The following is a 21,743-nucleotide window of genomic DNA, read 5'->3' as shown; positions in this document are numbered from 1 at the left end:
CTGAAAGGACAGAAAAGATGATGAATAAAGTACAACTCATATGTTTAACCACTGCACTTACGGCCTCGTCTTCTCTCTGGGCAGCGGATACCACAAATAACACCGCAACAGTATCAAATGCCGAAGCTGAAAAAGCGATGCCATATGGCGACAACCCAAGCATCGGTCGTGTATTGCTGTATAAAACAGGCAAAGGCATGCAGAACTTGGGCAACTCGATTCAGGGTGCATCTGAAAACACCTCTCAAAAAATGAGTGAAAAATGGCAAAGCACCAAACAATATAGCGCTGAACAATCCGAAATCGTGCAAGAGCAAACCCAGAAAGCCAAACAATATACCGCTAAAAAATGGCAGGACACCAAAGATGCGGTGGTCGGAACCAACGAAGGCAATGTGCCGATTGAGCGTGCCGGACTCAGTCAGCCCTCATCAAACTAAACAAAAAACCTCTAGCTTACACTAGAGGTTTTTTTGACTTATCAGACGGAAACGGGTTCAGTTTGTGGTGCAACCTGACGATCAATCAGATATTCATTTAAATTAAAATGACTGAGTTGCTGGCGCATCTTAAACGTTGTCCATGGCCATACGGTACTATTGCGTCCATTACGATCAATGAAATAACTCTGACAGCCGCCTTTATTCCAGACCGTGGTTTTTAAGGCTGCTTGTACACGCTGATTAAACTGGGCCATCCGTACAGGATCGGGTTCAATGGTTTGAATATTTTGATGAATCGCTTGCTTGAGTGCATCGATAATATAGGCCAGTTGCGCTTCAATGATAATAAATGCCGAAGAACTCACCGCAATATTGGGACCAAACATCAAGAAGCCATTCGGACAATCCGCCACCATGGTTCCCATATAGCCTTCCGGACTACCCTGCCAGACTTCTGACATGCTTAGACCATGACGGTTAAACACTCGTTGGGCAATCGGCGGTTCAGCCACTTCAAAACCCGTCCCGAGAATAATCACATCTGCTTCGACGCAGCGACCATCACTGGTAAATAATCGGTTGTCTTTAACTTCACTGAGAGCAGCAGCCACCACTTCAACATTCGGTTGTGCCAAAGCAGGATACCATTCATTAGACTGGAGAATCCGCTTGCAACCAATCACATAATTGGGCGTGACTTTACGGCGTAATTCAGGATCTTTAATTCCCTGTTTAATATGAAATTCAGCAATACGCTGTACTTGTCGCATCGCTGCATTACTTTGTAAGCCGCCATTTAAGCTCTCAAAAATGCCGTATACCGAACCACGCATCAGCGATTGGGTAACAGGGAGATATTTAAAAACTGTCTGGAGCGGAGCAGGTAAAGGCATATCCGACTTCGGTAAAACCCAGTGCGGTGTGCGCTGAAATACCGTCAGTTGCTTTACCAGAGGTTGAATCTGGGGGATAAACTGGATCGCTGATGCACCCGTACCAACAACGGCTACGCGTTTTCCGGTTAAATCCAGATCATGGCGCCAACGTGAAGAATGGAAAATTTCCCCTTTAAAGTCTTTTAATCCTTTGACATCCGGTATCACAGGTTCATGCATCGGGCCACACGCCATAATCGCAAATTGTGAATGTAATTCGCCTTGATTGGTTTTAATGATCCAGCACTGTTTAGCATCTGACCAGGTTGCGGCTAAGGCTTCATGATTGAAGTGAACATGCGGCATGACCTGATATTTCAGTGCGGTATTTTGCAAATATTGTTTGATTTCAACCTGTCCAGCGAACACCCGACTCCACGCAGGATTCGGTTCAAAAGAATAGGAGTACAAGGCAGAAGGCACATCACAGGCACAACCGGGATAGGTATTTTCACGCCATACCCCACCCAGCTCATCCGCTTTCTCAAGCAAGATAAAATCATGGATGCCAGCTTCTTTCAGTTTGATTGCAGCCCCTAATCCTGCAAAACCGCCACCAATGACGATGACCCGATGAAATGCTACAGCTTTCGACTTCGTCTTCATGACCTCTTGTTCCCTGTACTTAAAGCCCAAAACACTATGGCATTAAGCTCTGAAACGGTCATTATCAAGACAGGCCGTTTATAGCGTTATTTTTGACAGAATTTGCCAAATCATGCTGCTGTTGGATTCATTCAAAAAAATAAGCTTAAAATTTACAGTGTTATCTCAAAACATGCATTGAACTTCACGACCCTAGACCACACACTGAAGTGATTAATTCACAGGACCGGAATTTTGCCCATGCTGCATCGCCCCTTCAAGATCATGTTAGTCTCAGTGCTGAGTGGAATGAGTTTCACCGCCTGTTCAACCTTGCAAAACCAGAGCCCAGCCACTCCCCAAGTATTAGAGCAGATTAAAAATATTGGCGCTTCTCCAACAACAGAAGGCAATATTGCGAAACTGATGAAACAGGATAAAAATTGCATTATTGAATTCACCGGCTACTTTGACGGCGGACAAGCCATAGAGCACTGGACGTTCAATCACTCTGGATTAATTTCAGCGAGCTCATCGACACAATATACCACCTGTGCCTCTGCAAACACCTCCACAGCATTTGATATTGAAGATCCTGCCGTGCAGGCAAATTTCAAGAAACTGCAAAGTAATTTTAATGCCAGCACACTGGCGCAATGCCATTGAGGCCATAAAAAAACTCGTTGCTGCTATCTCTAGTTGCAACGAGTTATGGCTTTTAAACTATTTTCTGGATCAGTCTTGAGCTTCTAAACCCAGCTTAATTCGCATTGAGTCCACTGGTGGCCGCAGCTAAATCAATACGCGGGAAGATCAAACCGGTACGTTTATCGCGAATCGGCTTACCTGTTGCCTTCAAGCGGTTCACGGTCTGGTCTATCGTCTCGGATGGGCTGACATCATTGGCACGTAATAAGGCAATCGCGCCTGCAACATGCGGGGCCGCCTGTGAAGTGCCGCCTTGAGTTTCACCGCCTGCGGTAATCATGGCACCCGGTGCCAGCAAGGTCACCAGTGAACCGCCATTACTAAAGCAGGTCACCTGATCGGCTGCAGTAGTCGGATCTGAACACTTCACCGGATTACCCCAGGAAACACCCCCAATATTACTGTCATAAACAGCGCCTACCCGTACAGCGCCTGCAACACAGGCCGGTGAGGAAATACCATCAGCAAAGCCATCATTGCCGGACGCAACTACAGGCACAACACCTGCAGCACGTGCATTGGCAAATGCGGTGCTATAACTGCTATTGCTACATTCAGAGGTATATTTTACCCCTGGCACCCCTAAACTCAGGTTCACCGCTTTAATGTTATAGGTCTGGGCATTGTTCACGGTCCAGTTTAAGGCCGCCAGAATATCACTGTCATAGGCAGTACTACCCCATTGACCATTGACACGAATTTTACGGAAGGTATCGATCCCTATAATTTTGGTTTGAGGTGCAACTTTAGCAATAATACCTGACACATTACTGCCATGCCCATCATCATCCAGACTGTTATCATCCGGAGCGCTGTCAAAGGCATATACCACCCGACAACTCGATGCCGGGGTATTTACCGCGGTACAGCCAAAATCAGCATGCTTATAATTCACGCCCGTGTCGATCACCACCACACTGGTCCCCTCTCCGTTAAAGCCATTTGTAACCGCTTGCGGTTGGTTAATTAAAGGGAGGCTTTCCATGGTGGTGGTTACATTTTTACGGTTTGGATACACCCCTTTAACGCTCGGATCATTTAACACTTGTGCCAAGGTTTCGCGGTTTTGAATCCGGTACAAGCCCAAAGGCAAGCCATTAAACTCACGTAAGGTTTGAAAGCCTGCGGCTTTGCTGTATTTAGTTTTGAACTGATTTTTACCCACTGCAATCAGGCTACGTTTTTCTCGCCCAAAAGTGGTGCTGGTTGCACTGTTATCATATTCGATCAATAAATCATTTGAATCATTATCGATCAGGGCTTCAATATTAATTTTACCCTGCTGTACTTTATTTAATGCCGCAGAACTCAGGCGTTGTTTGAGTTGGACTGCATTCAGTGTTGCAGCTGAGGTAGTGGTAGTTAGAAAAGCGGATAAGCTTAATAGTAATAAAATTTTATTGTTCACTGTGGATCTCCATCGTTCTTGGATAAAGAACTTTTGAGTTTTTGGTTTTCTTGGATAAAGAAATCCAGCGTATTTAAAGTTTTTTAATTTCATTCGCTGGGTCGGTTTCCGGATCAATCGGTTGTATCGAAGGATCACTTTTGGTGTCATAAAATTGAACATCTTTTTGTGTTGTATTTAATTGATTCAACATATCGGATGTAGTGTGTGTTGCTGTTTTGGCCTCCTCTGGTTTTAAAATGCTTGAACTGCTGCCTGAGTGCTCAGGACGCATCTGGTAAACTGCGGTATCGTCTGAGGCACTGCTCGGCGTTGCGGGTTCAAAATAGAACACCACCACGCCAAGTGCGATCAGGACAAATAAAAATGCGGCAATCTGTTTCATTTATATTCTCCAGTGCTTGAGTTACTGGTCATTACCTGGTTGTCAGTTGTTTTTCTATAAATAATGCGAATACAATTTAAAAATTCACTTTAAATTTCACATATACATTTCAAGTCAAAACGATTAAAAATTTCATGGGACCTAAATCCCTTAAATCTTTTAACTCGATTTCATTCTTCAAAATGAAAAATGAGGTGGAATCGAAAATGGGTCCTAAAACTTTAAATGACTCAAAAAAGTACAACTACGATTTCACCTATTTATACCAAGCAATAAAAATGCCATGATTTTGATTATTTTTAAACCGGTTTAATCCTATTTAAATATTCTAAATTTTCATATTTGGTTCGATAAAATATAACTCGAAATGATTAAAAACCGTTTTGCCCTAAAAATATAAAAATGATGATTTACAGGATTTTATATTAATTAAAAAACATCACTTTTCACGTGCTTATTATGACAACCAGTCTTCATAATTTCTCACCAAAGTGTGTTTGAGCTGTAATCTGGATGTAATTTTTGATGAAAATCACACATTTTTGCTTTTTTGCTCGCTATGATGCAGTTGCGTTAATGAAGTACCGCTTTACGGTACATCGCTTAAGGAAATCGCAATGAAAAAAATGATCAAAACAGCTATCGTGACAACAACTATCCTTGCTTCTGCCTCTGTTTTTGCACAGAGCGCTGAAGTCAATGCGAATGGCTCAGCTCAAGTCAACGTACAGTCTGGTGGCTTGCTTAAGGGCGTGACTGGCGCAGTAAAAAATACTGCTCAAGGCGTTGGTCACGTGGCACAAGGCGTAGGTCATACAGCACACAATGTCGGTCACGCTGCTGTCAATACAGGCGTAAGCGCAACTCAAAAAACCGTTGGAACAGCAACTCATATCGGTTCAACTGTCGTGAACAAAACCGGTGAAGCCATTAAAAACACTAAAGATTATGCAGTAGAGAAAACTGTTGATGGGAAAGAGTTTGCAGCGGAGACCACTGCAAATGTCAAAAAACGTATTGAAGACAAAAAGGCATCTAACCAACCTAAATCATTAAATTTAGGTGCTCAAACCAATGCACAAGCACAGGTAAACGGTAAAACTACCGGTGTAAATGCCCAAACTGGCTTGAATGCAGATAAGAAAGGCCTGCAAACAGGTGCCAATGTCGGTGTTAAAGTGCTAGGCGTCAATGCCAATGTGAATACCAACGCAAAAATTGGTGCAAACTAATCCTTTAAGTCCGTTCTAAAAAAAAGCCCTTTGCAATGCAAAGGGCTTTTTTATGGCAAAGAATTAATTAAATAATTGCAGCTTGGTCTGCTCATCCACATTATTTTCAACAAAATGCGTGAAGCCTTGTTCATCACAGCTTAAGCTCAGTTGCTTATAACTGATGCTACAAAACTCGGCATAACGTTTAAACACCAGCGGCGACTGATCCAAGGCCAAAGCCTCACCGACCTTGACCAGCTTGTGAATACCACGATCATTCATAGTCAATAAATAAGTTTCATCATTCAGCTCGAGTTGCACCAATGCGCTGTCCGCAACTTTTAACGGAACAAGATAATTCAGATTGGCTGCAAGCGTCTCAGCGCTATAACTTTCCAGTTTTAAACTCACCAGATTAAAGACCAGACAGCTCTGTTGAGCCGTTATGAGCGTTGGCTTCGAATGATCAGTGTGTTGTACGAAATGCGGCTGAATCCCCAACTTATGCAGGTTCTGCTCGCCGCCATGTTTCAGCTTAAATAACTGTTGTACCAGCTTCTGCTTGATGACCGCATCAAAATAGCGCTCATCCAGCTCAAACTCATTGTTTTCTAAAATCTTCAGTAAGGCCTGATGATGTCTTGCCAATAAGGCATCCAGTACATGACGATAATAGAATTTACTTTGCTTTTTAACTTCACGTACACGCTTGTAGAAATAAGTAATTTCAAAAGGTTTTTCGACAAAATCATTCAGCAATTGCGAGCTTGCCAGCACCGAAAGTGCTTCATGGCCAGTAAATGGCAAATGAATGACATGCATCTTCGGCAATAAAGGCTGAATTTTTAAAAAATGCTCTTTATCTTCGGCAAAATAAGGGTCGTAAACAATAATATATTCACGCGATGTATCGACTTCATCAGCCTGAATCTGCATGTCTTGATGAATGCTGGCATCAAAAAACTCGGCATAACGGCGATCCTGAACCACATCGGGATCGATCGAATACTGTGGGACAAAGGCCACCACTTTTTGCATATTCAACAAGTTGGAATATTTAATTGCAGCATAGCCTCCCATGGAGCCGCCATAGCCGACAATCTGTTTAAACTGTTGCAAAATAGGCAATATCTGTTGCTGCATTTGCAGCATGCTGCTTTTAGGAAACCATGATTTTTGTTTTGGCATAATGCCAAGGACGTTGTATTGATATTTTATTAATGATTTTTCAGCATTAATGGACATTCCTTTGGCGCGACTAATCAAATCGCCGAACGAAACCACTAAAGTGTCACTTGAACCTTTTAAAAAAATAACGCGAATATGTTCATCTTCAAATACGATTTGCTTATCCATGCTCACACTGAGAAATTGATCCAGGGTCTGTAGCAAAAAGTCACCAAATGATGGCTTTGCCAAACCATAATTGCGGAGTATCTTATTTTATAGAGATAAGACAGATTAAAAAGCGCAAAAGATGACACAATCCTTACACCCTGCCGCTCAAAAAGGCTTTAGTTTAGGTGCCGAACTGTACCAGCAGGTTCGCCCCAGTTACCCGCAAGATATTGCGGTTTGGCTGCAAGATCGCCTCCAGATAGGTGAAAATTCCACTGTTATTGACCTTGGTGCCGGGACTGGCAAATTCTTACCCTACCTGTTGCAAAGCAAGGCAAAAGTGATTGCGGTCGAGCCTGTCGCTGAAATGTTACAACAGCTTCAGCACAACCATCCACAGGTGAAATGTATACAGGCATCCAGTGATCATTTGCCACTGGCAGATGCCTCGATTGATGCCATTCTATGTGCCCAATCGTTCCACTGGTTTGCCAATCTTGAAACCTTGACGGAAATGCATCGGGTATTAACATCGTCGGGACATTTAGGGCTGATCTGGAATCAACGCGACACCACGGTGGACTGGGTCAACGCACTGGCGGATGAAATTGCCCCGCTAGAAGGAGATACTCCACGTTATCACAGTGAGCAATGGAAACAGGTATTTGAACAGCAGCAACTGTTTAGCTTTGCTGAATTGCAGACCTTCCAGCAGAAACATCACGGTACGGTTGAGCAAGTGGTGAGTAAGCGTCTGCTATCGACCAGCTTTATTGCCGCCATGCCAGTGGCAGAACAACAACAGTTAAAAGCAAAGTTTGAACAAATCGTATTTGATTTTACCGGTCTAACTGCGCAAGATCAGATTGATTTCCCCTATACCACCTTTGCATATCATTTTCAGAAAATTGCAAACTAAATATTTGTCGAGTTGATCCATGCCGAGTATGAAAACCACCTTTGCCCTGAGCTGTATGCTCAGTTCAGCCCTGCTCTTGAGCGCTTGTAATAAAGATAAAGAACCGACAGCCAAACAGGAGCAGCAAAGCAGTTCGGCCCACGATGAGATTGGTCAATTAAAGCAGTTGCCGATCAAACAGTTCCCTGCAACCGCAGATGATGGCCATGATATTGCCATACTGGATGACTATGACCGCCGCTTTACCGATATGAGCGATAGCATGGAAATGGAATTGGCCAAGATGAAAGAAGCCAATACCTTAACCCCGGAATTTGAACAGCAACGCCAAAAGGACAATGTTCAATCTGCGCTGTCGATGTTGAAAGATCTGGAACTAAAAACCGAGCAAGGCCGTTATATTCAAGGCTTGCTCTATGATTATTGGGAACAGCAAGCAAAAATTTTGGACCAGACGGGTACTGCTAAAACGGAGACTCGCCAGCCGGTCGATCAGCTCAATGAATATCTACATGCTCAAAGCCAGTTACATCACTGGAGAAGTACTCAGTCCGCTGAAACAAAGGCACAGGAAGAATAATTTACATGCATAAAAAAAGAGGGATTTCGCGCCCTCTTTTTTATTTAAATACAGCATCAAGTTAAATATTCTGTTTCTCAATCCACTGAATCGAGTTAACACGGAACAGTTCACAGGCCCCATCACCGACACCTCCAGGGGTAAGCGATGATTTCCACACCAGATCCTTATCACGAATCTCGACCAGCTCACCTTTTAACTGCACCAGATCACCACGTTTCACCTGTTTAATCTGTTTGGCAATCTCTGGGTTGGCAGGAATAATGTGCATATTCGATACCATTTTGATGGCCTGATCGGGTGGGACCAGTAATGTTTTCATTTTCCAGTTCAGGTAACGGTCATATTGTTGAACATCAATGGTTCGTGCAATCTCGGGATTCGCAAACAGTCCCAAACTGACCGCATAATCTATCGGAGAAAATTTGGCTTGCTCATCATCATGATAGAGTTTTGAACCGAGAATCCGGAAGTTGCCGTCAAACGGCTTGAGTACCGAAATCGACTGATATTTCACAACGGGCGCTAAACCATTGGCAATATTGTATTCTTCCCCACTGGTCGATGCATGTGTCTGCCCAATTGCAACAACCATGCACAAACTCATCAACAGACGTTTTTTCATGGCTCAATCATCCTCAACATAACGAAAAACTTAGAAAAGCACGTCTCTTCATAGTATGCTTAGATGGTGAAAAAAAGTGCTTTTTTTAGTAACAATCAAACTCACTTTGGTCATATTTTTGTGGTGCAGTGACCCTCCGCTTATTTTGAATCAATGAATGGATTTGTATGATTTACCAATTTTACCAACGCCGTATATTCCCTCATTTGCTGAATCAGGTCATGCAAACCGCCAGCCTGATGGATCGACGTCGTGAATTATTGCTCCCGATCGAAGGCGAGGTCCTCGAGATTGGTTTTGGTACAGGTCTGAATATTCCCTTCTATAGCAATGTCGATACGCTTTATGCGCTGGAGCCAAATCCGGACATTTATCTGCTTGCGGTTGAACGGGTTCAACAGGCGCCATTCTTTATCAAGCATATCCAATCCAGTGCAGAAAAATTGCCTTTTGCCACCGCATCTCTGGATCATGTGGTCTCAACCTGGACCTTGTGCAGTATTGCCCAGCTTGATCAGGCACTGGCAGAAATCTATCGTGTGCTCAAGCCGACAGGGACCTTTCATCTGGTTGAACATGTCAAACATCCAGACTCTGCGAAAATACAGTCCTTGCAAACTTTACTCACCCCGATCCAGAAGCGTATTGCAGATGGTTGCCATCTCAATCGCGATATGGAGCGGCACCTGTTACAAGCCAAATTTAAACTGATCGAAAAACAATATTTTGATGCGGAAGGCATTCCGGCCATTGCGCAAAAGATGCTGTTCGCCCGGGCACAGAAATTAGAGATCCCGCATTAATCTTCAAAATCAATTCTTAAGGTCTCAAAACGGATCCGGCCTTCACGAACCGCTTGGGCAATGGCCTGCTGTCCTTTGCTTAAGCGTGCCCCACCGCTTTTGATGTCCAGCAAGATCACTTCGATATCTTCGGCCGTTCCATCGCCATCACGGAAATCGGTATAACCATCAAACACCACATAATCGACCGGATCACCGAGGAATTTGGCATCACTGGGCAGATACTGGAATTCAGGCAAGATCGGTGCAAACTGTTCCGCCATTTTCCCCTTCAACACCGCCCGACTGGTATTGACACTGCGCTTCTGTGCATCCAGCAAGGCCTGTTTATGTTCCAGTTCCAGCTCGGCAATATACTTTTCATATTCGGCCTGTACCCGACCATTGCGGGTACTGGACAAAATAATGGTAGTGATGACGACGCCAATACAGCCACCTATCAACATTGCGAGCCAAACCGACATAAAACCTTCCTTTTTCTGAATATCGCTATTTAACTGCAACATTAAACTTTTGTCATGTGTAACACACTCGCGCTAAAAAGATGCTAAGGTATGGTTGAATACGAGAGCCAAGTTAAATAAATCTAATTTCATGAAAACCATATTAATCGCAAATCAAAAAGGTGGCTGTGGCAAGACCATGACGGCGATCACGCTCGCTGCCGCACTCTCACAAAAAGGCTATAAGGTCGCGCTGGCCGATGCAGACAACCAGAAATCTTCTTTACAATGGTTAAAGCAGCGTCCGGCGACGGTGACTGGCATTCAGAGTCTGGATTGGCGACATGAAAAATCGATCGGTGAAGCACCGAAAAATCTGGACTATTTAATTATTGATGCGCCTGGTGCACTGTCAGGTGAACATGCGGAGCAACTGGTCAGCGAAGCGCATGCTATCGTGACGCCGCTGCAACCTTCGTTCTTTGACATTGATAGTACCCGTCGTTTCCTCAAGCATTTGCAAGACATTAAACGCATTCGTAAAGGCAAGGTCCAAATCCTGCTGATTGCCAATCGGGTCAAACCGAACAGTTCCAGCTCTAAAGATATTCAGGACTTCTTTAACAAGATTGAACAGGAACCTGTGGCCTGGATTTCCGAGCGGAGTGCCTACGGCACATTGGCCATGCAGGGTCTCAGTATTTTTGATAAAACCCAGAAAAACTTTGTCAGTATCCAGAGCCAGTGGCAACCGGTGTTAAACCAGTTAGTCGACGATCCCAGTGAATGGTTTTAAATGCACTGGTTCCATCTCATAAAGATGAAACCAGTGAAAGGCTTGGTTCTCGATATCGCTCGATTTAGCAAGCTTTGATGTTTATTCAGGCGTGATAAACGGTGCAGGATTTTCACTCGGCCCGTCTTTTTCAGCACTTTCATCTTTCAGATTATGCTTCATTTCGTCACGATCCAGATTTTCTGCCGCTTTACGAATATTTTCATTACCATGACTTCCCTCAGGGTTCTGCGAAGTCGCGTTCTGGTCTAAGCTCTGTTGCAATTGCTCGGTATCTATTAGCCCTTCAACCTCTTGATAGCTGACTTTATCGTTATTGAATAGGTTTGCAACGTTGTCATTGGGCTGGGAAACATCGTTAGGATTCGTTTTTGCTTGATTCTGCGATTCTGCTTTTTCAGGTGATTGATTGTGATTATTTGAATAAGCCATCGAACTACTCCTTAAAATTCATTTATGGATGCGTGATGGATTTAATCTAACAATACGCTTTGTAACTCGTTGCTGACTCCTGTATTAAACTCGATAGTAAATGTTGCCAGCGTGAGTTCATGTATTTTGTGCTGAACATTATTTCCTGTTTTTTACATATCTCACCAGCGAACGCGCTGACATATTAAATTTTATGCTGTTGCTGGAGCAAAACATTTAAAGGTGAAATTACCGAATGAAATTTTACTGTGCAGATTTTTCAGTTAATATGATTTTATTCGTATTTTACTTTTAGAGACGGACGCTTGTGCAACAATACGCTCCCATATTACAACGCGTTTTGCTATTTGGACTGTTCTTTGTCCTGCTCTTTTTGGGATTCAGTATTCTCAAATACTTTATTGTCCCTGTGCTTTGGGCGGCCATTATTGCGTATATGACCTGGCCTGTTTATTTATGGGTACAGCGTCGTTTCTTTGGTGAAAACCGTCCTACCCTAAATGCCACACTGATGATTACGCTGGTGATTTTAGTGATCGGAATTCCTTTTATTTTTGCAATCTTCATGTTGCAACTGGAAGGACGCAATTTATATTTCAATTTACAACGTCAACTATTCTCGGGTCATATCCAGATTCCGGACTTTATCAGGAACCTGCCCATCATTGGTAAGGATATCAGCCGTACCGTAAATGAACTCAGTAATGATCCGAACAGCATTACCAAGAATATTGCGGAATGGATTCAAAGCCACTTGAGTTATGGACGTTTTGTGCTGAGTGAAATTAGCCGTAATCTGGTCAAACTGACCTTTGCCATCATGACCCTGTTCTTCTTTTATCGTGACGGGCAAATGATTCTGGCTCAGGTGAGCCGTGCCCTGGAAATGGTGATTGGCCCACGTGTGCATCATTATCTGGACACCATTTCAGAAACCACCCGTGCCGTAGTCTATGGCGTTGGTTTAACTGCAGTGGCACAAGCCCTGCTGGCAGGTCTGAGCTACTTTGTGGCGGGTGTACCAAATCCGATGCTACTCACCATGGTGACTTTTATCCTCGCGCTGATTCCTTTTGGCACACCGGTTTCCTATCTGGGTGTTGGCCTGTGGCTCTTTGCGCAAGGCCAAACCATGGAAGCGATTGGGGTGGTGCTGTGGGGCGTGCTGATTGTCAGCAGTTCGGATAATGTGATTCGACCGTTGGTGATTTCAGGTGCAACCCGGATTCCGTTTATCCTGATCATGTTTGGGGTACTGGGTGGTATTGCCAGCTTTGGCTTGGTCGGTCTATTCATTGGTCCTGTGATCCTGGCGATTCTATTGGCGATCTGGCGTGAATGGCTGCATGAAAATGTGGATGAACCGGTTGCAACACTGGATGCTCCATCTGAAACCAAATAGGTTTATTTTGTTTAATTTTTTGTCACCAATTGATTAACTTGCTTGCGGGATATCCTAGACTTTGTTTGAATCGTCTAATAAAGATAATTTATAAGGATATCTTCGCAATGACTTTAACGATTCAAAAACTCTCTTTACTGGGCTGTCTGGGCCTGAGTATTGCTGCCTGTTCTTCTGCTGATTTAGATCACAATGCATCAAAAATCCAGACCCAATCAACCACGCAACAACAAAAACAACTGGTACAGGTCTATCAGGTCGATGCCAAAGGTGTGGGTTCTTCTATTGGCACAGTGGCTTTTCAGGAAACCTCAAAAGGCTTGCTCATCACCCCTGCGCTCGGCAAGCTTTCGCCGGGTGAACATGGTTTCCATATTCATGAAAATGGCTCATGTGAAGCCGCAATGAAAGATGGCAAAATGGGTGCAGCGCTTGCAGCTGGTAGTCATTTGAATCCGAATCAGGCCCCTCATCACGGTACCCCGGAAAATGGTCATTTGGGTGATTTACCAGTTCTGGTTGTAGATGCAAAAGGCTTTGCCACCCAACCAGTGATTGCACCACGTTTAAAACTGGCTGATATTCAGGGTCGGGCCATCATGGTGCATGTCGGTGGCGATAATTATTCTGACTCACCAAAACCTTTAGGTGGTGGCGGAGACCGTATTGCCTGTGGTGTGATTAAATAATTTAGATACTGTGGGTATCTAAAAAGATATCCACAGTTTTGCTGTTGTTTTGAGCAGTATAAAAAAAGCTGAGACATTGATCTCAGCTTTTTGATTAGTTGAGGCCTTCTGCTTTTCGCTCCAGCATCACTTGTTTTAACACTTTTCGAGGTTGTGCAAACCAGAACCCAATCAGCACCACACTCGCCAGTGCAAAGGCCCAGATATGCACATGGGTATACAGCACCCGCACCAGTTCAATGATGACAAAATAACTGACCATCATCAGCATTGAAACCGCCGCAGCGACTGTACCTTTTGACACTTCAGAAGACATCAAGGCAAAACGGTACATCACTGAGAAGCTGATCCCCTCGCCTAAACTGACCAAGGTCATACCAATCAATAAGCATGGCACCAGATAAATGGGCCAGATCACTCCCAGCACCAAGAACAGCGTTCCCAGTAACATGATCGGCAAGCCCATTAAAATGGTTTTACCTAAAGGGAAACGGTCAATAATCTTGATCAGGATGACATTACCGATAATCAGGCCAAAGAACACCGGGAACTGGGCCAAGCCATATTGCACACTGCTGAGCTTTAACTCATCTACCAGAATGATCGGTGACAAGGCGATCCACAGCATTAACGGCATACCGACCAAAGGTAAAGCAATACTTAAACCAAGAAAACGGCGATTGCTAAACACTTTTTTAAAGTCATCAAAGATATAGCTAAATGGCTGTTTCGGCTGTTTGCGACTTTCCTGTGTGGCAGGCATAAATTTCTTTAAACCAAACCAGCTCATGAAAGACACCGCCGCAATGGCGACAAAGCCCCAATGCCATGACACATAATCAATCAGGAAAGCACCCAGTACCGGCCCGAGCAAAGGAGCAAGCAAAGAGATATTGGCCATGAGTGCCATGACCTTGATGGCATCACGCTCTGCAAAGCTTTCCTGAATCGCAGCATAACCTACTGCTGAAATCACCGATAAACCAATACCTTGCAGGAAGCGTAACGTTAAAAACTGCTCGATATTATGCGTCAGCAAAATCAGTAAACAGCAGATCGTAAAGAAAGCTACACCTGCCAGTAATACTTTTTTTCGTCCCAGCCGGTCTGAAAGCGGGCCAAGTAACCATGCCACACTGGCCCCACCCAACAGGTAGAACGACATGGATGAGGGTGCCCAGGTTGCACTCACGGCAAACTGTTCGGTAATGGCCAGCATGGCTGGCTGAATCAGGTCATTACCGATATAAACCGAAAATTCAAATAGCACTAAAGCTAAAGGAAACATGAGCGTTATACGGTTTAACGTCATGTTCTGATTATTCGTCATCATGTTTTATTCACAAAAATAACCAACTAGTGCCCGTCCCATTTTCAAAAAAAGAAAACAGGATCACGACCACGAGATTTTATGGTTTAGAATTAAATTTTGATTTCATGCCCTAAAAAAGCATGTGATAAATGTGAAAACACCGTATTCACTAGGTGTATATAAGAAAAACAATCTATTTACGTGAGACTGGTAAATGTTTTACCTTTTGGCACAATCGCCAGGCGCAACTTTAGCACTTTTTTAAAATGACAGCAATTTGAATCCATCTTCCACAGCGATTGTGACAATGTGAATAACCTGAAAGTTATCCACATTTTTGAATAGATTTTAGACTGAACAATAGGTTCCCGATCATTATGGGCATAACTCAAACTGGAAGGTTTCGGTATTTTCACCTCTGGCACATTGGTAACTTTGCTTCTTATTCACGATTTTCCAGACGTCCTGATCGCGCTTTAACTGATATTCGGTACGCACCGCCACAACAGAATCATCTAGTTGCGCCTGTTCCACCGTAATCTGTGCATCACTTGGATTTTCTGCCGTATTAAACTGCTGATCTATCTTTAGATTATTATCATCGTGAAATAAATTCGGCTGATCCAGTAGTACCGCATGCATCGCCGTACTTTTTTGAACTGCCGCCTGCTGTTGCGATTCGGTAATCGGTTGATTACATGCGCTAAGCAATAAAGCACATCCCAATATCATTGCAGTTTTATACATTTTGCCCTCTGCACTTCATGTTGCTCATTTATGCTACTATACAAAACTGCATGGTCAGGCAACAAAATGTTATGTCGTGCTAGAGATTTGTTGGATTCAACAGTCTGCTTATAAATAAACAAATAAATCGAAGATATTGATTTTACGACCTTCATATCACAACAATTTAGGCATGCAGAGATGTCAGATTTTACTAAAAAATTAACGATTATTTTAATCCTAGGGAGTACAGCCTTCGGTTGCTCGAAAAAAGAAGAAGGCCTTGCCAGTGATGCAGCTGTCGCGACGGAAAGTGTTGCACTCGATAGCCAAGCGGTACAACAAAATGCCGCGAAAAATCCGGAACAACTGGTGAGTCAGCAACAAAATGCCTTGGAGCAGAATCGTCAACTGGTTAAAAGTGCCCAACTTCAGTTTGAAGTCAAAGACGTATTAAAAACCACATCGGCACTGGAACAGCAGTTATCGCAATACCAAGGCTATATCGAAGAGAAACAGATTAATTATCAAGTCAGTGACCGATCTGAACGGGATCGTATCGATGGCAGTGTCGATATTTATGAAAAAATCACCCCCACGGTACAACTCACAGTCCGTGTCCCCAATCAACAGGTTACGCCTTTCCTGAATCAGTTATTGCCCTTGATGTTGAACTTTAATAGCCAAAGCTATGAAGCCAAACGTTATGAATTAAAACTGCTTGAAGAAAAACTGAATACCGCCAACCAAAGTAACAGTGCATCAAATGCGGTCAACAACCAGTTGCAGCAACTGACCAATCTGGAAGTCAAAGACCGTTTGGCCTATAGCACCATCCGGCTGGAGTTTTTCCAGCAAGCGCAAGTCCGCAAGACCCGTGATCTCAATATCAATCGCATTGCAACCTTAGACAGCGATCCTTTACTCAGCCGAATCTGGGAAGCGATTAAAATCGGACTCTATGGCTTAAGAGAGACGATCATCTGGCTCGTGATGTTATGGCCGTTGTATCTCGCGATTGCAATTTTATGGGGCATTCGCCGTTACTATAAGGCGAAAAAATCAAAAGCTGGATAGTTTAATTGTTGATTTTTGGTCAATAGTATTTTGCTCATTTATGCATTTTTACTCATGAATAGATTTTCTAAAATACGCTCAGTTTTTAGTATCTATTTTTGAGTAATTCCATGAGCAATATTTTAATTATTAACGGCGCGAAAAAGTTTGAACATTCCAATGGTGAATTGAATGACACCCTGACCGAGATGTCTCAAGCACATCTAAGCAGCTTAGGTCATCAGGTACAGGTGACGCGTACCGACAGTGACTATGACATTCAGGCCGAAATTGCCAAATATTTATGGGCAGATGTGGTGATTTACCAAATGCCAGGCTGGTGGATGGGTGCACCGTGGACCATGAAAAAATATATTGATGATATCTTCACCATCGGGCATGGTTCACTCTATGCCAGCGACGGTCGCAGCCGTTCAGATGCCTCTAAAAAATATGGTTCAGGTGGCTTAATCCAGGGTAAAAAATACATGTTGTCTTTAACCTGGAATGCACCGATGGAAGCCTTTACCGATCCTGACCAGTTCTTCCACGGTGTTGGTGTGGATGGTGTTTATCTCCCGTTCCACAAAGCCAATCAATTCCTGGGGATGGAATCGCTTCCAACATTTATTGTCAATGATGTGATCAAGGCACCGAATGTACCAAGCTATCTTGAAGCCTACAAAGCACATTTAGATCAATTATTTGCAGCACATTAAGCGAGAACAGATCATGCTAATTATTATTGCTGAAATCCGTACCCATGCAGGTGCTGGGCATCGTCAAGCGGTATTAGATGCATTTAAAAAAGTGACGCCAACCGTACTGGCAGAAGATGGCTGTCATGGTTATGAAGCCTTGATTGATCACCTGCCTGCGATTGAGATGCAGGCCACTGATGAGAATACCATTGTCATGTTAGAGAAATGGCAAAGTACTGCTCATCTGGAAGCTCACATGCAAACTGCCCATATGCAGCAACATTTTGAAGCAACCAAAGACCATGTGGCTAATGTGAATATTCGTATCCTGGAAAGCGGGATTTAACAGATAACATCATAAATCTGAGTCCGACAAAATATGGAATTATTGAATATTTCAGTCGAACTCAGCTGACGAATAAACGCTTTGTTTTACTGATAGTAATGCTGTTTTAAATGACGGCTATAATCCGTTAAATAAGCTTCCAAACTGGCACGACGATCAGCCTTGGGCATCGGCTTTGCTGCCAATTGCTCTATCTTGCTTTCCAACAACTGAAGAATTGCAGCTTGCTCCGCTTGGGGTAGCTGTGCTTTTTCTTGTTGCTGCTTTTTAATTTCCAGATAATCTTCTGCCCAATGACGTAATGGATCATTTACATCCACTTGCGCAAACAGATCGGTAATCAATAATTCAGGCATCTGCTCTTCGGTTGCCAACTCTGCTGACATCAAACCACGAATCGAATAAAACACTTTTTTATAGGTAAAGTTATCCGCGGTTTGCATCACTTTCATTCCACCTTTTGCCAATGATAAATAGTGGTGATACAACGCGCTATAATCAATTCGCTCTAGCAAGCCATCTCGAAAAATTTGCCATTCTGGAAAAGCATTAAAATACACTATATGTGCTCTCACCCACTCTAAAACGGTTGGATTGCTTTTTGTCAGTAGCCCAAACATTTTATCAAGGTCATAAGAAACAAAATCAAAGTCCCCATCCATGATCTCAATCAAGTCACGATATTTTTTATAATCAAAATATTGGTCTTTGCTGGGTAGATGAAAACCACGCACATCGTAGTCACTATCAGGACTGGCCATGCCCCATAAGCGGCTGCCACTTTCGATATAAAACAGTGGGATATCTTGACGTTGTTGAAACAGTTTTTCGATTTCGTGATGGATATTCATTGCGATGACTTCATTATTTAAAAATTTATACTTGTGAGAGACAATACTCTTTTCTACCGTACTCATTAATTTGATTTTAAAAAAATTATCGTTTGATAAAATCAATCTCTATTCAATATAACAAATAGGATCATGCATGCAACTGACTTATGCGGGACAGGTTTTCTTGGTGGTGGTTGCGATCTTGTGTGTCTGGTCTTTCGTGCTGACAAAGTTTTGGCTAAAACGTTTAGCTAAGAATCGCAACAGCAGTAAGTTTGAATTTGCTTATTTATTTGTTGTGGTGTTTAGCATCAGCTCCCTATTTTTCCCTTTTACTTATTGGGTGTCGCAAGCTGTATATGGTTTAGCAACCAAACCGAGCTACGATGCAACTATCGTGAGCTATACCTCTGAATGGGTCGATACCGAACGTACAGATTCCAACGGGCGTAAATATAAAACCCAAACTTTAATGCATACGGCTCAAGTGCAATTCAAAGATGCTCAAAACAGAACATTGGTTTTGGATAATTCAGTCCGTTCAGGTGATGTGCCTGTAGTCGGAGATCATATTCAAGTGGTTTATGAGGCAGGTGATCAGTCTGCTCAAGAAAAGAGTTGGCGCACAGGTTTACTGTTTGCCGCTACCCTATTTATGCTTTTTATTATGGGCTATATCTTGGTCATGATTATTGCCTATGCTTTGAATCGGAATATGGAGCCTTACAAAGCCTTTGCTAACGCCTTAATTTTTAGAATTACCCTTCCACTCGGCACAATGGTGATGTTTGGGATGCTGTCTTATTCGGTTTTTGCTTATTTCTTTTTGGGCAACCCACAGAATATGCCTGTCTGGGCTGTTGCGATTTGTGGCTTCTTTGCACTTTGCCTTTTACCGCTGATTTATCATATTTTGACAGGTTGGAAAGCGTACAAGAGATAATTTTTTATTGCCGTTTATTCTTTAATTCTTGTTATATACGCTGTTCCTATACTTTTACCTTGAAAATCCGACACTGAATAATTTTTCATCAAAATAATTTCATCTAGAATTTGTCCAAATACGATTTCACAGACCAGAAACTCATTCAGAATTTTCTTTTCTTTATCTTTTAGATATAGGCGCATCATATGAGTTGAATCTTCTATTTTCATAAACAAGATCATACTAATATATAAATCATTATTCTTGTTATGAAAATCAACGTAGTCACCAGTAATGTCTTTACGATGCAAGCAAATATATCCCCGACAAATCGTTTGTTTTTCTATCATTTATTCTTTCTTAATAATAAAAAAAGCGCATCTTACGATACGCTTTTAGCAGAATTTCTTTTATTCAATCAAGCATTAAAGATCAAATAATTTACCCGGGTTCATAATCCCGTTCGGGTCAAATGCCAACTTCAATGCCTTCATATATTCAATTTCTTCAGGCGAACGTGAATATTCCAAATACGGCTTTTTGGTCATACCGACACCATGCTCAGCAGAGATCGAACCATCATATTTTTTCACGGTATCAAACACATATTTATTCACCACCTGACACTTGGCAAAGAACTCATCTTTGGTCAGGTTTTCAGGTTTTAGAATATTTAAGTGCAAGTTACCGTCACCAATATGACCAAACCAGCAGATTTCAAAGTCAGGATAGTTATCTTGAACAATTGCATCAATCTCACGAATAAATGCAGGTACGTGGGTAATTAATACTGAAATATCATTTTTGTATGGAATAAACGGCGCGATTGATTCCGAAATATCTTCGCGTAAACGCCATAAGCTTTCGACCTGATCAAGGCTCTGGCTCATCACGCCATCCAGCACCCAACCTTGTTCCATACAATGCTCAAAGATTTCCATGGCTTTGTCGACAATTGGCTCATACGGCGCTTCAAACTCAAGCAATACGTAGAATGGGCATTGTGTTTCAAATGGACGTTGTACATGACCGCGATCAAGTACCTTTTGCATCGCAAGTTCACCAAAGAACTCAAATGCGGTTAAGTCAATATCTTTCTGGAATGCATGGAGTACCGGCATCACGGCATCAAAATCAGGTACACCGAGCACCAGTACTTGTAAGTTTTGTGGCTGACGCTCAAGCTTGATTTCCGCTTCAGTCACTAGACCCAATGTGCCTTCGCCACCAATAAATAAATGCTGAAGCGAATAACCCGTCGCATTCTTAATCATGCCTTTGTTTAAACGCAGGATATCGCCTTTACCTGTTACCACGGTCAAGCCAAGCACCCAGTTACGGGTCATGCCGTATTTAATGACTTTAATACCGCCTGCATTGGTGCCGATATTACCGCCAATCTGGCTTGAACCCGCTGAGGCAAAGTCTACTGGATAGTACATGCCTTGTTCTTCGGCATAATTCTGTAATTGCTCGGTCACCACACCTGCTTGTATGCGTACCATACGATCCGCTGGGTAGAACTCAAGAATCTGGTTCATCTTGTCAAAGCTAATCACGATCTCGCCATTGCTTGCGACCGCGCCCGCAGAAAGGCCGGTACGACCGCCCGATGGGGTAATTGCGACATTAAACTGGTTGGCAAGTTTGACAATGGCCTGCACTTGTTCAGTGCTTGAAGGGAAAACGATGACTGATGGGTTCGGATCAAAATGTTTAGTATGATCACGTCCCCAATTTTCCAAACTGTCGGCATCGGTTTTAATACGGTTTTCACCCACAATTGCCGTTAATTGGGTCAATAACTCAGGTGTTAAAGCGACTGAAGCATTCATCGTTTACAGGCCTAGCAAGAAGTAAAGATAGAGCGTCTGGATAACAATACAATATTTTTCAATATTTTAAATTGTAATATCCAACATATGGAAACTCGGCAGAACAGCGCAAACCTAAGGGTTTCAGGTTTGACTATCAGATATCTGCATTTTACATAGAAGCAGGCATGGGATAAAGCGCAGGATAAAGATACTGTAATAACAAAATGTGTTTAACCCATAAAATTCAGCTGCAACTGAAAAATTATCAGCAATTCTGCTGTGCTAATTTTAAACCAAATATTTATATCTCAAAGCTGTATGC

At 42.8% G+C, this 21,743-nt stretch carries 25 protein-coding genes; 13 read left to right on the top strand and 12 right to left on the bottom strand.

Going from position 1 to position 21,743, the window contains the following annotated elements; genetic code table 11:
• Nucleotides 1-17: 17 nt before the first annotated feature.
• Nucleotides 18-440, top strand: a complete 423-nt coding sequence (locus tag JO943_RS08020; RefSeq protein WP_202740476.1) for a hypothetical protein — start codon at nucleotides 18-20, stop codon at nucleotides 438-440.
• A 41-nt stretch (nucleotides 441-481) separates the two neighbouring features.
• On the opposite strand, the gene JO943_RS08015 is transcribed toward JO943_RS08020, so the two are convergent.
• On the bottom strand, nucleotides 482-1,984 hold the full coding sequence (locus tag JO943_RS08015; protein ID WP_202740475.1) for a flavin-containing monooxygenase: 1,503 nt from the start codon (nucleotides 1,982-1,984) through the stop codon (nucleotides 482-484).
• Nucleotides 1,985-2,224: 240 nt separating this feature from the next.
• Between JO943_RS08015 and JO943_RS08010 the strand changes: the two genes are divergently transcribed.
• Complete coding sequence (locus JO943_RS08010; protein WP_202740474.1) at nucleotides 2,225-2,629, top strand: hypothetical protein; 405 nt, start codon at nucleotides 2,225-2,227, stop codon at nucleotides 2,627-2,629.
• 94 nt (nucleotides 2,630-2,723) lie between these two features.
• Here the strand turns inward: JO943_RS08010 and JO943_RS08005 are convergent, their stop codons facing one another.
• Together JO943_RS08005 and JO943_RS08000 are read right to left on the bottom strand one after the other, a co-directional pair.
• Complete coding sequence (locus JO943_RS08005; protein ID WP_202740473.1) at nucleotides 2,724-4,079, bottom strand: S8 family serine peptidase; 1,356 nt, start codon at nucleotides 4,077-4,079, stop codon at nucleotides 2,724-2,726.
• A gap of 73 nt (nucleotides 4,080-4,152) precedes the next feature.
• Nucleotides 4,153-4,464, bottom strand: a complete 312-nt coding sequence (locus JO943_RS08000) for a hypothetical protein (RefSeq protein ID WP_005227511.1) — start codon at nucleotides 4,462-4,464, stop codon at nucleotides 4,153-4,155.
• A 617-nt stretch (nucleotides 4,465-5,081) separates the two neighbouring features.
• Between JO943_RS08000 and JO943_RS07995 the strand changes: the two genes are divergently transcribed.
• Entirely contained in the window at nucleotides 5,082-5,696 is a 615-nt protein-coding gene (locus JO943_RS07995) for a hypothetical protein (protein WP_202740472.1), read from the top strand.
• A gap of 63 nt (nucleotides 5,697-5,759) precedes the next feature.
• Here the strand turns inward: JO943_RS07995 and JO943_RS07990 are convergent, their stop codons facing one another.
• Complete coding sequence (locus JO943_RS07990) at nucleotides 5,760-7,034, bottom strand: hypothetical protein (protein ID WP_202740471.1); 1,275 nt, start codon at nucleotides 7,032-7,034, stop codon at nucleotides 5,760-5,762.
• Nucleotides 7,035-7,155: 121 nt separating this feature from the next.
• Here JO943_RS07990 and JO943_RS07985 point away from each other — a divergent pair, with 121 nt between their 5' ends.
• Both JO943_RS07985 and JO943_RS07980 read left to right on the top strand, forming a co-directional pair.
• Nucleotides 7,156-7,935, top strand: coding sequence for a class I SAM-dependent methyltransferase (locus JO943_RS07985; RefSeq protein ID WP_202740470.1), 780 nt, complete (start codon nucleotides 7,156-7,158; stop codon nucleotides 7,933-7,935).
• A 19-nt stretch (nucleotides 7,936-7,954) separates the two neighbouring features.
• On the top strand, nucleotides 7,955-8,515 hold the full coding sequence (locus tag JO943_RS07980) for a hypothetical protein (protein WP_032868611.1): 561 nt from the start codon (nucleotides 7,955-7,957) through the stop codon (nucleotides 8,513-8,515).
• Nucleotides 8,516-8,576: 61 nt separating this feature from the next.
• Here the strand turns inward: JO943_RS07980 and JO943_RS07975 are convergent, their stop codons facing one another.
• On the bottom strand, nucleotides 8,577-9,140 hold the full coding sequence (locus tag JO943_RS07975; protein ID WP_202740469.1) for a hypothetical protein: 564 nt from the start codon (nucleotides 9,138-9,140) through the stop codon (nucleotides 8,577-8,579).
• A 167-nt stretch (nucleotides 9,141-9,307) separates the two neighbouring features.
• Between JO943_RS07975 and JO943_RS07970 the strand changes: the two genes are divergently transcribed.
• Nucleotides 9,308-9,943 (top strand): class I SAM-dependent methyltransferase, encoded by a 636-nt coding sequence (locus tag JO943_RS07970; RefSeq protein WP_202740468.1) that lies wholly within the window; start codon nucleotides 9,308-9,310, stop codon nucleotides 9,941-9,943.
• Here the strand turns inward: JO943_RS07970 and JO943_RS07965 are convergent.
• Nucleotides 9,940-10,407 carry a Holliday junction resolvase-like protein gene (locus tag JO943_RS07965; protein WP_004775965.1) on the bottom strand — a complete coding sequence of 156 codons (468 nt, stop codon included), beginning with the start codon at nucleotides 10,405-10,407 and terminating at the stop codon, nucleotides 9,940-9,942. The genes JO943_RS07970 and JO943_RS07965 overlap by 4 nt on opposite strands.
• Before the next feature lie 130 nt (nucleotides 10,408-10,537).
• Here JO943_RS07965 and JO943_RS07960 point away from each other — a divergent pair, with 130 nt between their 5' ends.
• The gene (locus tag JO943_RS07960) at nucleotides 10,538-11,182 is read left to right on the top strand and encodes a ParA family protein (protein ID WP_005227525.1); all 645 of its coding nucleotides are present in this window, start codon (nucleotides 10,538-10,540) and stop codon (nucleotides 11,180-11,182) included.
• An 81-nt stretch (nucleotides 11,183-11,263) separates the two neighbouring features.
• Here the strand turns inward: JO943_RS07960 and JO943_RS07955 are convergent, their stop codons facing one another.
• Nucleotides 11,264-11,614 (bottom strand): hypothetical protein, encoded by a 351-nt coding sequence (locus JO943_RS07955; RefSeq protein WP_202740467.1) that lies wholly within the window; start codon nucleotides 11,612-11,614, stop codon nucleotides 11,264-11,266.
• Nucleotides 11,615-11,921: 307 nt separating this feature from the next.
• On the opposite strand from JO943_RS07955, the gene JO943_RS07950 reads away from it, so the two are divergent.
• Both JO943_RS07950 and sodC read left to right on the top strand, forming a co-directional pair.
• A complete protein-coding gene (locus tag JO943_RS07950) occupies nucleotides 11,922-13,016 on the top strand; it encodes an AI-2E family transporter (RefSeq protein ID WP_005227529.1) in 1,095 nt (364 codons plus the stop codon).
• A gap of 107 nt (nucleotides 13,017-13,123) precedes the next feature.
• Nucleotides 13,124-13,705: a superoxide dismutase family protein gene (gene sodC / locus JO943_RS07945; protein WP_202740466.1), complete on the top strand. Its 582-nt coding sequence runs from the start codon at nucleotides 13,124-13,126 to the stop codon at nucleotides 13,703-13,705.
• 94 nt (nucleotides 13,706-13,799) lie between these two features.
• Here sodC and JO943_RS07940 read toward each other — a convergent pair whose 3' ends face one another.
• Nucleotides 13,800-15,035, bottom strand: coding sequence for an MFS transporter (locus JO943_RS07940; protein WP_376746149.1), 1,236 nt, complete (start codon nucleotides 15,033-15,035; stop codon nucleotides 13,800-13,802).
• Nucleotides 15,036-15,392: 357 nt separating this feature from the next.
• Nucleotides 15,393-15,764: a hypothetical protein gene (locus JO943_RS07935; RefSeq protein ID WP_150954451.1), complete on the bottom strand. Its 372-nt coding sequence runs from the start codon at nucleotides 15,762-15,764 to the stop codon at nucleotides 15,393-15,395.
• A 180-nt stretch (nucleotides 15,765-15,944) separates the two neighbouring features.
• Here JO943_RS07935 and JO943_RS07930 point away from each other — a divergent pair, with 180 nt between their 5' ends.
• The 3 genes from JO943_RS07930 (at nucleotide 15,945) to JO943_RS07920 (ending at nucleotide 17,846) form a co-directional block, all read left to right on the top strand.
• Complete coding sequence (locus tag JO943_RS07930) at nucleotides 15,945-16,820, top strand: DUF4349 domain-containing protein (RefSeq protein WP_202740465.1); 876 nt, start codon at nucleotides 15,945-15,947, stop codon at nucleotides 16,818-16,820.
• Between the two features lie 110 nt (nucleotides 16,821-16,930).
• Nucleotides 16,931-17,518, top strand: a complete 588-nt coding sequence (locus JO943_RS07925; RefSeq protein WP_005227538.1) for an NAD(P)H-dependent oxidoreductase — start codon at nucleotides 16,931-16,933, stop codon at nucleotides 17,516-17,518.
• Between the two features lie 13 nt (nucleotides 17,519-17,531).
• Nucleotides 17,532-17,846 (top strand): putative quinol monooxygenase, encoded by a 315-nt coding sequence (locus JO943_RS07920; protein ID WP_202740464.1) that lies wholly within the window; start codon nucleotides 17,532-17,534, stop codon nucleotides 17,844-17,846.
• A gap of 86 nt (nucleotides 17,847-17,932) precedes the next feature.
• Here JO943_RS07920 and JO943_RS07915 read toward each other — a convergent pair whose 3' ends face one another.
• Nucleotides 17,933-18,697, bottom strand: coding sequence for a DNA polymerase beta superfamily protein (locus JO943_RS07915; RefSeq protein ID WP_202740463.1), 765 nt, complete (start codon nucleotides 18,695-18,697; stop codon nucleotides 17,933-17,935).
• 136 nt (nucleotides 18,698-18,833) lie between these two features.
• Here JO943_RS07915 and JO943_RS07910 point away from each other — a divergent pair, with 136 nt between their 5' ends.
• Nucleotides 18,834-19,622 carry a xanthine permease gene (locus JO943_RS07910; RefSeq protein ID WP_202740462.1) on the top strand — a complete coding sequence of 263 codons (789 nt, stop codon included), beginning with the start codon at nucleotides 18,834-18,836 and terminating at the stop codon, nucleotides 19,620-19,622.
• A 14-nt stretch (nucleotides 19,623-19,636) separates the two neighbouring features.
• Here JO943_RS07910 and JO943_RS07905 read toward each other — a convergent pair whose 3' ends face one another.
• The gene (locus JO943_RS07905) at nucleotides 19,637-19,954 is read right to left on the bottom strand and encodes a hypothetical protein (protein WP_202740461.1); all 318 of its coding nucleotides are present in this window, start codon (nucleotides 19,952-19,954) and stop codon (nucleotides 19,637-19,639) included.
• 75 nt (nucleotides 19,955-20,029) lie between these two features.
• A complete protein-coding gene (locus JO943_RS07900) occupies nucleotides 20,030-21,439 on the bottom strand; it encodes an FAD-binding oxidoreductase (RefSeq protein WP_202740460.1) in 1,410 nt (469 codons plus the stop codon).
• Between the last annotated feature and the right edge of the window lie 304 nt (nucleotides 21,440-21,743).

The sequence above is a fragment of the Acinetobacter sp. 'aerobic (ED)' genome (assembly GCF_904886855.1).
Lineage (GTDB): Bacteria > Pseudomonadota > Gammaproteobacteria > Pseudomonadales > Moraxellaceae > Acinetobacter > Acinetobacter courvalinii.
Note: the sequence above shows the minus strand (reverse complement) of the source record. Positions and strands in the feature narration are given on the sequence as shown.

Coding starts and splice junctions, on each gene's coding strand:
- JO943_RS08020 (WP_202740476.1), top strand. CDS start 18: ATGATGAATAAAGTACAACTCATATGTTTAACCACTGCACTTACGGCC.
- JO943_RS08015 (WP_202740475.1), bottom strand. CDS start 1,984: ATGAAGACGAAGTCGAAAGCTGTAGCATTTCATCGGGTCATCGTCATT.
- JO943_RS08010 (WP_202740474.1), top strand. CDS start 2,225: ATGCTGCATCGCCCCTTCAAGATCATGTTAGTCTCAGTGCTGAGTGGA.
- JO943_RS08000 (WP_005227511.1), bottom strand. CDS start 4,464: ATGAAACAGATTGCCGCATTTTTATTTGTCCTGATCGCACTTGGCGTG.
- JO943_RS07995 (WP_202740472.1), top strand. CDS start 5,082: ATGAAAAAAATGATCAAAACAGCTATCGTGACAACAACTATCCTTGCT.
- JO943_RS07990 (WP_202740471.1), bottom strand. CDS start 7,034: ATGGATAAGCAAATCGTATTTGAAGATGAACATATTCGCGTTATTTTT.
- JO943_RS07985 (WP_202740470.1), top strand. CDS start 7,156: ATGACACAATCCTTACACCCTGCCGCTCAAAAAGGCTTTAGTTTAGGT.
- JO943_RS07980 (WP_032868611.1), top strand. CDS start 7,955: ATGCCGAGTATGAAAACCACCTTTGCCCTGAGCTGTATGCTCAGTTCA.
- JO943_RS07975 (WP_202740469.1), bottom strand. CDS start 9,140: ATGAAAAAACGTCTGTTGATGAGTTTGTGCATGGTTGTTGCAATTGGG.
- JO943_RS07970 (WP_202740468.1), top strand. CDS start 9,308: ATGATTTACCAATTTTACCAACGCCGTATATTCCCTCATTTGCTGAAT.
- JO943_RS07965 (WP_004775965.1), bottom strand. CDS start 10,407: ATGTCGGTTTGGCTCGCAATGTTGATAGGTGGCTGTATTGGCGTCGTC.
- JO943_RS07960 (WP_005227525.1), top strand. CDS start 10,538: ATGAAAACCATATTAATCGCAAATCAAAAAGGTGGCTGTGGCAAGACC.
- JO943_RS07955 (WP_202740467.1), bottom strand. CDS start 11,614: ATGGCTTATTCAAATAATCACAATCAATCACCTGAAAAAGCAGAATCG.
- sodC (WP_202740466.1), top strand. CDS start 13,124: ATGACTTTAACGATTCAAAAACTCTCTTTACTGGGCTGTCTGGGCCTG.
- JO943_RS07940 (WP_376746149.1), bottom strand. CDS start 15,035: ATGACGAATAATCAGAACATGACGTTAAACCGTATAACGCTCATGTTT.
- JO943_RS07935 (WP_150954451.1), bottom strand. CDS start 15,764: ATGTATAAAACTGCAATGATATTGGGATGTGCTTTATTGCTTAGCGCA.
- JO943_RS07930 (WP_202740465.1), top strand. CDS start 15,945: ATGTCAGATTTTACTAAAAAATTAACGATTATTTTAATCCTAGGGAGT.
- JO943_RS07925 (WP_005227538.1), top strand. CDS start 16,931: ATGAGCAATATTTTAATTATTAACGGCGCGAAAAAGTTTGAACATTCC.
- JO943_RS07920 (WP_202740464.1), top strand. CDS start 17,532: ATGCTAATTATTATTGCTGAAATCCGTACCCATGCAGGTGCTGGGCAT.
- JO943_RS07915 (WP_202740463.1), bottom strand. CDS start 18,697: ATGAATATCCATCACGAAATCGAAAAACTGTTTCAACAACGTCAAGAT.
- JO943_RS07910 (WP_202740462.1), top strand. CDS start 18,834: ATGCAACTGACTTATGCGGGACAGGTTTTCTTGGTGGTGGTTGCGATC.
- JO943_RS07905 (WP_202740461.1), bottom strand. CDS start 19,954: ATGATAGAAAAACAAACGATTTGTCGGGGATATATTTGCTTGCATCGT.
- JO943_RS07900 (WP_202740460.1), bottom strand. CDS start 21,439: ATGAATGCTTCAGTCGCTTTAACACCTGAGTTATTGACCCAATTAACG.